Raw genomic sequence first — 9,208 nt, 5'->3', positions numbered from 1 at the left:
GCCACCGGCAGCGGCAAGTCGACGCTCTTCAACTCCCTCGCCGGAGTGATGATCTCGGAGACCGGTGTGCGCAGGCCGACCACCGCCGCGCCCATCGGGTGCAGCTGGACGGACGGCGCCGCGGGCCTCCTCGACCGGCTCGGGATCCCCGGGCGCCTGCGCCGCCGCCCGCTCCAGGGAGCCGGCGCCGACGAGCTCCAGGGGCTCGTCCTGATCGATCTGCCCGACCACGACTCGGCGGTCGGCGAGCACCGCGAGCACGTCGACCGGATCCTGGCCCTCGTCGACGCCGTCATCTGGGTCGTCGACCCGGAGAAGTACGCCGACGCGATGCTCCACGAACGCTATCTGCGGCCCATGGCCGGGCACGCCGAAGTCACCTTCGTGGTGCTCAACCAGATCGACCGGCTCCCCGGGGACGCCGCCGACCAGGTGCTCGACGATCTGCGCAGGCTCCTGGACGAGGACGGCGTGGCTCTCGGCGAGCACGGGGAGCCGGGCGCCACGGTGCTCGCGATCTCCGCGCTGACCGGTGAAGGTGTCGGTGAACTGCGCGAGGCGCTCGGCCAGTTCACCCAGGAGCGGGGCGCCGCGGCCCGCCGCATCTCCGCGGACGTGGACGCCGCCGCGGAACGGCTGCGTCCGGTGTACGTCACCGGGACGCACTCCGGCCGCAACCGCGGGCGGATCGGACTCAGCGAGGAGGCGCGCGAGGAGTTCGCCGACCGGCTCGCGGACGCCGTGGGCGCGGCAGCCGCGGGGGACGCCGCGGAGCGGGCCTGGCGCAGGCATGCCGGAAAGGCGTGCGGCGACCCGTGGTTCAGGCTGTGGCGCTGGTACGAGGCGCGACGGTACTCGCAGGGCGTCCCGACACCCGTCGCCCTCATGCCCGTGGACGAGGAGGCGACGGCGCGGCAGCGGGTGGAGCACGCCGTGCGCACGGTGGCAGACGAGGCGGCGACGGGGCTGCCCGTGCCGTGGGGGCAGGCCGTGCGGGAGGCCGCGGTGCGCGGCGCCGAAGGCCTTCCCGAGGCGCTCGACGAGCTGGCGGTGACGGCGGGGGTGCCGAGCGGGCGACCACCGCGCCCCGGCTGGTGGCCGGTCGCGGTCCTGGCCCAGGCGGCGATGACGCTGCTTCAGATCGTGGGCGGAGTCTGGTTGGTGGGACAGATCATCGGGGTCGCCACGCCGAATCTGGGCGTGCCTGCGCTGCTGATGCTGGTGGGCATCGTGGGCGGGCCGTGCGTGGAGTGGGCGAGCCGGATGGCGGCGCGGGGGCCGGCGCGCCGGTACGGGCACGACGCGGAACGGCGGCTGCGGGAGGCGGCGGCCGGGTGCGGGCGGGCCAGAGTCCTCGATCCGGTGGCGGCGGAGCTGCTGCGGTACCGGGAGGTCAGGGAGCAGTACGTGCGGGTGGCGGGGGCGCGTTCCCCGATCGGGTGACGGAGTTTTCCACAATCGGGCAGTCGCCCACAGGGCTCAGCGGGATCGGCCGGACCGGTGCAATCTGAGATCACAGCCGCGGGGCTGCAGGCAACGGATGAAGCGGGGGAGGGGTTCGGCGATGAACGAGACCTTGGTGACGGTAGTGGGGAATGTCGCGACGACGCCGGTGTACCGGGAGTTGCCGTCGGGGCCGGTGGCGCGGTTCCGGCTCGCGGTGACGGCGCGGTATTACGACGCGGCGAAGAGCACATGGACCGACGGGCACACCAATTTCTTCACGGTCTGGGCCTGGCGGGCGCTCGGTACGAACGTGCAGGGGTCGGTGTCCGTGGGCGAACCGGTCATCGTGCAGGGCCGGTTGAAGGTGCGCGACGAGGAGAGGGGTGGGCAGCACTGGACGTCCGCGGACATCGAGGCGGTGGCCGTCGGGCACGATCTGTCGCGCGGGACCGCGGCGTTCCGAAGGGTGGGCCGGGGCAATCCGGCCCTGACGGAACCGGCGGCGGGCCGGGGCGAAGATACCGCCGGGATGAGGGAGAGGGAGCCCGAGCCGGTGGGGTGACGGGCAGTCAGATAGCCCCTTTCAGGGGCGGTCGAACGGCGCTTCGCCGAGACCGCCGAAGTACGGCATATCGGCGAATGGGAGTCATTGATTTGTCGATAAGCCCAGCTCGGAGCGGTTGTTGGGGATAACGATTCCGAGTCGGATCCGCCGTCCGGCGATATGCGTGGGGCTCGTGATGCGGCGTTTCCTTAGGATGCCGGACGTAGCTCACGGGGCAGTCGGCAGGTGATGTCACGCAGGTGGCAGGTGATCCTGCCCCATTCAGTCTGCTGGCGGGACCACCCCCCAACGTTGTGAACGGGTCCCGCCCGGAGGGGAATTCAGTGTTTTCTGCGTTGTCCATACGTAGCCGAGGCGCCGCCCGTCTCGCCGCAGTGACCGTGGCGGCGGGTCTGGCCCTGGCGGGCGGGATGGCCGCCGCGGGCGCGGCCGTCGCGGAGGAGGCGCCGCAGCACCGGGGCGGAGCCGTCGCGACGCTGGGCGGGCTGCAGACGTTCGACCAGGCCGTCATCCGTGACAACGGCAGCTCGCAGCAGGTGCCCGCGGGACTCTTCGAGATGTCCGTGGAGGGCGGCGGCGCCCTGCAGACGTACTGCATCGACATCCTCAACCCCACGCAGAAGGACGCCAAGTACCAGGAGACCCCCTGGAGCGGCACCTCGCTGAACGGCAACCGGGACGCGGGCAAGATCCGCTGGATCCTGCAGCACTCGTATCCGCAGGTGAACGACCTCGCGGCGCTGGCCCGCAAGGCGGGCGCGCGATCCCTCACCGCGCAGACCGCCGCGGCCGGCACCCAGGTGGCGATCTGGCGGTACTCCGACGGCGCGAAGGTCGACGCCGTCGACCCGCAGGCCGAGAAGCTCGCCGACTACCTGTACAGGAGTGCGCGCAACAGCGCCGAGCCCAAGGCTTCGCTCACCCTGGAGCCGCCCGCCGTGTCGGGGCGCGCGGGGGAGAAGATCGGCCCGGTCACCGTGCGGACCGACGCCGAGTCGGTGACGGTCACGCCGCCCGCGGACTCCGTGGCGAGCGGCGTGAAGGTCGTCGGCAAGAACGGCAAGCCCGTGAAGTCGGCGGGCAACGGCAGCCGCCTCTACTTCGACGTCCCGAAGGACGCCCCGGACGGCTCGGCCGCGCTGTCCGTGCAGACGTCGACGACCGTGCCGGTCGGCCGGGCCTTCGCGTCCGAGACCAGGAGCCAGACGCAGATCCTCGCGGGCTCCAGCGAGTCGACGGTGTCGGCGACGGCGACGGCGAACTGGGCGGCCGAGGGAGCGCTGCCCGCGCTCTCGGCCGAGAAGAACTGCGCAAAGAGCGGCGTGGACATCACCGCGACCAACAAGGGCGACAAGCCGTTCACCTTCCGCCTGATGGACTTCAAGCACACCATCAAGGCGGGCGAGTCACAGACCGTGACGATCCCGCTGCAGGAGGACCAGCCCTACGACTTCACGATCAACGGGGCGAACGGCTCGGAGAAGCGGTTCAAGGGTGTGCTCGACTGCCGCACCGCGGGCGACACGATCACCGGCAAGACCCAGCCCGTGTCCGGGCCGAGCCCCGCGTCGGCGGGCGGCACCACCACCGGCGGCGGCGACCTGGCCGAGACCGGCAGCAACAGCAACACTCCGATGATCGTCGGCATCGCGGTGGCGTTCGTCGTCGTCGGTGGCGCGGCGGTGTTCTTCCTGCGCAAGAAGGACGACCCGGCGGAGACCTCCACCGAGGAGTGAAGGGCCAGGAGCAGCAGGAGCGCGCGGTAGTCGCACGGCTACCGCGCGCGAGGCGGGGATCCGGTGGGTGACCATCCGGTTTTCGCCGGGGGCTGGCCGTACGGCAAGATGGGGTGTATCTGCCCACTCACTGATTGCCGGACGGTTTCTCTTGGCTGAGTACATCTACACCATGCGCAAGACGCGCAAGGCGCACGGCGACAAGGTGATCCTCGACGATGTCACCTTGAGCTTCCTTCCTGGCGCGAAGATCGGTGTCGTGGGCCCCAACGGCGCCGGTAAGTCCACGGTGCTGAAGATCATGGCCGGGCTGGAGCAGCCGTCCAACGGTGACGCGTTCCTCTCGCCCGGGTTCAGCGTCGGCATCCTCATGCAGGAGCCGCAGCTCGACGAGTCGAAGACCGTCCTGGAGAACGTGCAGGACGGCGCCGCCGAGACCATGGGCAAGCTCAAGCGCTTCAACGAGGTCGCCGAGCTCATGGCGACGGACTACTCGGACGCGCTCATGGAGGAGATGGGCAAGCTCCAGGAGGACCTGGACCACGCCAACGCGTGGGACCTGGACGCTCAGCTGGAGCAGGCGATGGACGCGCTGGGCTGCCCGCCCGGCGACTGGCCCGTCACCACCCTCTCCGGTGGCGAGAAGCGCCGCGTGGCGCTCTGCAAGCTCCTCATCGAGGCGCCCGACCTGCTGCTCCTCGACGAGCCCACCAACCACCTCGACGCCGAGTCGGTGAACTGGCTGGAGCAGCACCTCTCCCAGTACTCCGGTGCCGTCGTGGCGGTCACCCACGACCGGTACTTCCTGGACAACGTCGCCCAGTGGATCCTGGAGCTCGACCGCGGTCGCGCCCACCCGTACGAGGGCAACTACTCCACGTACCTGGAGAAGAAGGCCCAGCGACTCAAGGTCGAGGGCCAGAAGGACGCCAAGCGTGCGAAGCGTCTGAAGGAAGAGCTCGAGTGGGTGCGGTCGAACGCCAAGGGGCGGCAGGCCAAGTCCAAGGCGCGTCTGGCGCGCTACGAGGAGATGGCCGCCGAGGCGGACAAGATGCGGAAGCTGGACTTCGAGGAGATCCAGATCCCGCCGGGCCCGCGGCTGGGTTCGATCGTGGTCGAGGTCGAGCACCTGTCGAAGGCCTTCGGCGACAAGGTGCTGGTCGACGACCTCAGCTTCTCGCTGCCGCGCAACGGCATCGTCGGCATCATCGGTCCGAACGGCGCGGGCAAGACCACGCTGTTCAAGATGATCCAGGGCCTGGAGCAGCCGGACTCCGGCAGCATCAAGGTCGGCGACACGGTCAAGGTCAGCTACGTCGACCAGGGCCGCGCCAACATCGACCCGAAGAAGACGCTGTGGGCCGTCGTCTCCGACGAGCTGGACTACATCAACGTCGGCCAGGTCGAGATGCCCTCGCGGGCGTACGTCTCCGCGTTCGGCTTCAAGGGCCCGGACCAGCAGAAGCCGGCCGGGGTGCTCTCCGGTGGTGAGCGCAACCGCCTCAACCTGGCGCTGACCCTCAAGGAGGGCGGCAACCTGCTCCTCCTCGACGAGCCGACGAACGACCTGGACGTCGAGACCCTGTCCTCCCTGGAGAACGCGCTCCTGGAGTTCCCGGGTGCCGCAGTCGTGATCTCCCACGACCGGTGGTTCCTGGACCGGGTCGCCACGCACATCCTGGCGTACGAGGGCGACTCCAAGTGGTACTGGTTCGAGGGCAACTTCGAGTCGTACGAGAAGAACAAGGTCGAGCGCCTCGGCGCGGACGCGACCCGTCCGCACCGTGCCACCTACAAGAAGCTCACCCGGGGCTGAGGCGACCGTGGCTCGACACATATACCAATGCCCGCTCCGCTGGTCGGACATGGACGCCTTCGGGCACGTCAACAACGTCGTCTTCCTGCGGTACCTGGAGGAGGCGCGGATCGACTTCATGTTCCGGCTCGCACCCGGTGACGGTTCGCCGTCGTTCTCCGGCGGTTCGGTCGTGGCCCGTCACGAGATCGACTACGTACGGCCGTTGGTGCACCGGCACGAGCCGGTCACCGTCGAGTCGTGGGTGACGAAGATCGGTGCGGCGTCGCTGACCATCGCGTACGAGATCAAGGACGCGCAGCAGGTGTACGTGCGGGCCTCGACCGTGGTCGTGCCCTTCGACCTGGAGGCGCAGCGGCCGCGGCGGATCTCCGCCGAGGAGAGGTCGTTCCTGCAGGAGTACGTGGACGACAGCGCCGGTGGGGTCGACGGCGGCTCGGGGGCGCTTGCCGCATGACCGCGCGGCTCCACTTCGCCGATGCCGGGGAGGCGGCGGATCTCGCCGCCTTCCTGGCCCGGCTGATCCACTACGACAAGGCGGCCGCGGTGCGGCTGCAGGCCGCCGGGGACACGCTCGCCGTGTTCGGGCGGCCGCCGTCGTTCGAGGTGCTCGTCATCCGGACGGCGCGGCTCACCAAGCCGTACGAGCACGGGCTCGACACCACGCTCGACGTCACCGTCTCCGCGGGCGAGTTCCTGGAACGCGTCGGCGAGTCGGCTGAGTCCGTGGAGACGGCGGGGGTCGCCGACGTCCCGGCGGCCGTCACCGGGCCTCCGTGGGCGGGCGTGCTGCCGCCGCGGGGCGGCTGGCGTCAGGAGCCGGGGCTGCCGGCCCCGGATGCGATGCGCTCCCTGGTCAAGCGGGCCGTGGCCGAATTCAGGTCGCGGATCGAGGAGTTGCCGGCCGAGCGGCGGGTGCGGGCCGAGCTCGACCGGGTGGGGCGGGAGATCTGGACCCGGCCCGTCGGCGACACCGACCTGCCGGTGCGGGCGGCGCACGCGGCGCAGTCCCTCGGGTTCCTGCGGGGCGACCGGCTGACCCTGCTGTCCTCGGGGGCGTGGCTGCGGCTGCGTACGGACTACGGATCCGTCGCGGTGCGCCGGACCGGAGTCGGAGGGCTCACGGTCACGCCCGCTTGAGGGCGCGGGAAGGGGATTACTCCCGCTCGTCCGGCCATACGGCGATGTGGTCCTGTTCGAGTTCCAACGCCCCTGTCCCGCATGCCCAGGGACGCCGTGTACTCGGCGGGCAGCTGGAGGCGGCCCGCCCGGTCCAGCATCGCGTACTCGCGGGAGATCAGGGACTCCTGGCCCGTCGACGCGTCGACCTCCGTGCGGCGCAGGACCTCCGGGCACCTGCGGCCAACTGCCTTTGGTGAGGCGGATCCTGGACCGGTCGAGGGTCGCGAAACGGGTGAGGTCGGGCTGGTCGGCCCGGCCGGGGCCGGGCAGCGCGCACGTCCCCGACCGGGTCAGGGAGCGCAGCCGCACCGGAAGCCCGTCGAAGGTGCGCCGCGCTCCCTCCCGCACCGCACGCTCCGCCGATTCGCCCTCACCCGGCGGGACTTGGCTGCGCACCACAAGCGCCGCCGGGGCCGCCGACCGGGTGCGCAGGGTGTGCCGCAGCCGATGGGCGCGCACGCGCAGAAGAACGAACCCCGTCACCCCGTGCACCCCCGTGCCCCTGCCGCTGTGCCGCCCCCGGCAGTCACTCAGGATGCTTTCAGAGGGCAGGCACTCAACGGACGGTGCAAAAGGGCAGAAGACCGATGTCAGCCTTCGGAGTTGACCATGGAAGCCGCCGCGTACGTGAGGTAGTTCCACAGCGTCCGCTCGTGCTCCTCGGAGAGGCCGAGCTGGTCGACCGCCGCGCGCATGTGCTTCAGCCAGGCGTCGTGCGCCGCCCGGTCGACCGTGAACGGCGCGTGCCGCATGCGCAGCCGGGGGTGGCCGCGGTTGTCGCTGTAGGTACGGGGGCCGCCCCAGTACTGCATCAGGAAGAGCGCGAGGCGCTCCTCGGCGGGGCCCAGGTCCTCCTCCGGATACATCGGGCGCAGCAGCGGGTCCTCCGCGACCCCCTGGTAGAAGAGGTGCACCAGGCGTCGGAAGGTCTCCTCGCCGCCGACCTGCTCGTAGTAGGTCTGCTCCTGAAGCGTGCCGTGTGGGATCTCTTTCACGCCTTCCATGGTCTCAGACGGGGCGGCCGAGTACGGAAGGCTTAGGACCATCCACGATCAACGGGGCCGGGGAAGGGGGTCCGGCGCCGGTTCCGCCACTCGCATAGGAGGCCGCGGCGCAGCACAGTGGACCCATGGAATCCGATCCTGTACTGCTCGCCGAGGCCCGGACCGCCCTCGTGCGGGAGATCGAGGCGAGCGGGGCCTGGCGGGACGATCCCGCCTGGCGGGCGGCGTTCACGGCCGTGCCGCGGCACCTGTTCGTGCCGTACTACTACGTGGGCGCGGGCGGCGGCTACGAGCGGCTGTGGGGACAGGACCCCGACGAACGGCGCCGCACCCGCTGGCTGCGCGGCGCCTACACGGACGCACCCCTCGCGACCCGGGTGCGCGACGGGGACCTGGTCTCCTCCAGCAGCCAGCCGTCCCTGATGGCGAAGATGCTGGTGGAACTGGACGTGCACGAAGGGGACCGCGTCCTGGAGATCGGCGCGGGGACCGGCTACAACGCGGCGCTGCTCGCCCACCGGCTCGGCGACGACCACGTCACCACCGTCGACCTCGACCCGGAGATCACGGAGTCGGCCCGGCAGCACCTGGCGGCCGCCGGATACCGCCCGGCCGTGGTGACCGGCGACGGCGCGGCGGGCTGCCCCGAGCACGCGCCCTACGACCGGATCATCGCCACCTGCACCCTGAGCTCGGTGCCCGGGGCGTGGCTCGCCCAGTGCAGGCCCGGCGCCCGGATCCTGGCGCCGCTGGCCACCGGCCTGATCGCACTGACGGTGCGGGACACGGAGCACGCCGAGGGGCGCTTCCTGCACACGCCCGCCTACTTCGTGCCGCTGCGCGGGGGAGACGCGAGGACCCCGCACGAGCAGCACATCGGGGGGCTGCCGCGCAGGGCCCTGCAGAGCGATCTCTTCCGCTTCCTCCTGGAGCTGACCGCGGGCAGCCTCGATCCGCACGAAGCGCTCGCGCTGTGGCAGCGCGAGGGGCGGCCGGTGCGCGAGCGCTTCGGGATCACCGCGAGCGGGCCGTACGAGTGGGCCTGGCTCGACGACCCCGAAGGGCCGTACGTCTGGCCCCTGTGACCGGCCCGTCCGCGAGGGTGGAGCGTGCCGTCAGTCGCGGCGGACGGTGAGCGTCGTCCAGGCGCCCACGTGGACCTGGTCGCCGTCCTGGAGGGGGACGGGGACGAACGGCTGGATGGGCTCCTCGCCGCCGTTGACCGTGGTGCCGTTCGTGGAGTTCTGGTCGACGACCGCCCAGCTGCCGTCCGGCTGCTGGACCAGGACCGCGTGCTGGTGCGAGACGCCCGGGTCCTCCGGCGGCACCGACAGGTCGATGTCCGGGGTGTCACCCGTGGAGTGCCGGCGGCGGCCGATGCTGATCTGGTTCCCGACCAGCGGACGCTGCTGCTCCGGCGAGTACGCGGGCAGGTTGAGCCCCGAGGCCTCGGGGCCGC

General features: G+C 71.2%; 9 protein-coding genes and 1 pseudogene. 7 read left to right on the top strand and 3 right to left on the bottom strand.

Annotated features, from left to right (window positions below; translation table 11 throughout):
• The 6 genes from AOK03_RS20760 to AOK03_RS20735 form a co-directional block, all read left to right on the top strand.
• A partial coding sequence (locus AOK03_RS20760; protein WP_055566815.1) for a P-loop NTPase family protein occupies nucleotides 1-1,443 on the top strand: 1,443 nt, incomplete at its 5' end.
• Nucleotides 1,444-1,564: 121 nt separating this feature from the next.
• Nucleotides 1,565-2,008, top strand: coding sequence for a single-stranded DNA-binding protein (locus AOK03_RS20755; protein ID WP_055566814.1), 444 nt, complete (start codon nucleotides 1,565-1,567; stop codon nucleotides 2,006-2,008).
• Nucleotides 2,009-2,352: 344 nt separating this feature from the next.
• The gene (locus AOK03_RS20750) at nucleotides 2,353-3,747 is read left to right on the top strand and encodes a Cys-Gln thioester bond-forming surface protein (RefSeq protein ID WP_244177678.1); all 1,395 of its coding nucleotides are present in this window, start codon (nucleotides 2,353-2,355) and stop codon (nucleotides 3,745-3,747) included.
• Nucleotides 3,748-3,898: 151 nt separating this feature from the next.
• Nucleotides 3,899-5,563, top strand: a complete 1,665-nt coding sequence (gene ettA, locus AOK03_RS20745) for an energy-dependent translational throttle protein EttA (RefSeq protein WP_055566813.1) — start codon at nucleotides 3,899-3,901, stop codon at nucleotides 5,561-5,563.
• A gap of 7 nt (nucleotides 5,564-5,570) precedes the next feature.
• Nucleotides 5,571-6,020 carry an acyl-CoA thioesterase gene (locus tag AOK03_RS20740; protein WP_079074856.1) on the top strand — a complete coding sequence of 150 codons (450 nt, stop codon included), beginning with the start codon at nucleotides 5,571-5,573 and terminating at the stop codon, nucleotides 6,018-6,020.
• Nucleotides 6,017-6,703, top strand: a complete 687-nt coding sequence (locus tag AOK03_RS20735) for a DUF8185 domain-containing protein (protein WP_055566811.1) — start codon at nucleotides 6,017-6,019, stop codon at nucleotides 6,701-6,703. Before AOK03_RS20740 ends, AOK03_RS20735 begins: the two co-directional genes overlap by 4 nt.
• Before the next feature lie 16 nt (nucleotides 6,704-6,719).
• Here the strand turns inward: AOK03_RS20735 and AOK03_RS44135 are convergent.
• Nucleotides 6,720-6,927: pseudogene (locus tag AOK03_RS44135) on the bottom strand (ABC transporter ATP-binding protein); the annotation flags it as partial.
• 408 nt (nucleotides 6,928-7,335) lie between these two features.
• On the bottom strand, nucleotides 7,336-7,749 hold the full coding sequence (locus AOK03_RS20730; protein ID WP_107098046.1) for a globin: 414 nt from the start codon (nucleotides 7,747-7,749) through the stop codon (nucleotides 7,336-7,338).
• Nucleotides 7,750-7,874: 125 nt separating this feature from the next.
• Between AOK03_RS20730 and AOK03_RS20725 the strand changes: the two genes are divergently transcribed.
• The gene (locus AOK03_RS20725) at nucleotides 7,875-8,834 is read left to right on the top strand and encodes a methyltransferase domain-containing protein (RefSeq protein ID WP_055566809.1); all 960 of its coding nucleotides are present in this window, start codon (nucleotides 7,875-7,877) and stop codon (nucleotides 8,832-8,834) included.
• Nucleotides 8,835-8,864: 30 nt separating this feature from the next.
• On the opposite strand, the gene AOK03_RS20720 is transcribed toward AOK03_RS20725, so the two are convergent.
• Nucleotides 8,865-9,208 (bottom strand): FHA domain-containing protein (locus AOK03_RS20720; protein WP_055566808.1); only part of this gene is annotated, 344 nt, incomplete at its 5' end.

This window comes from Streptomyces atriruber, assembly GCF_001418325.1.
Taxonomy (GTDB): Bacteria; Actinomycetota; Actinomycetes; order Streptomycetales; family Streptomycetaceae; genus Streptomyces; species Streptomyces atriruber.
This window is presented reverse-complemented; position numbering and strand designations above follow the sequence as displayed.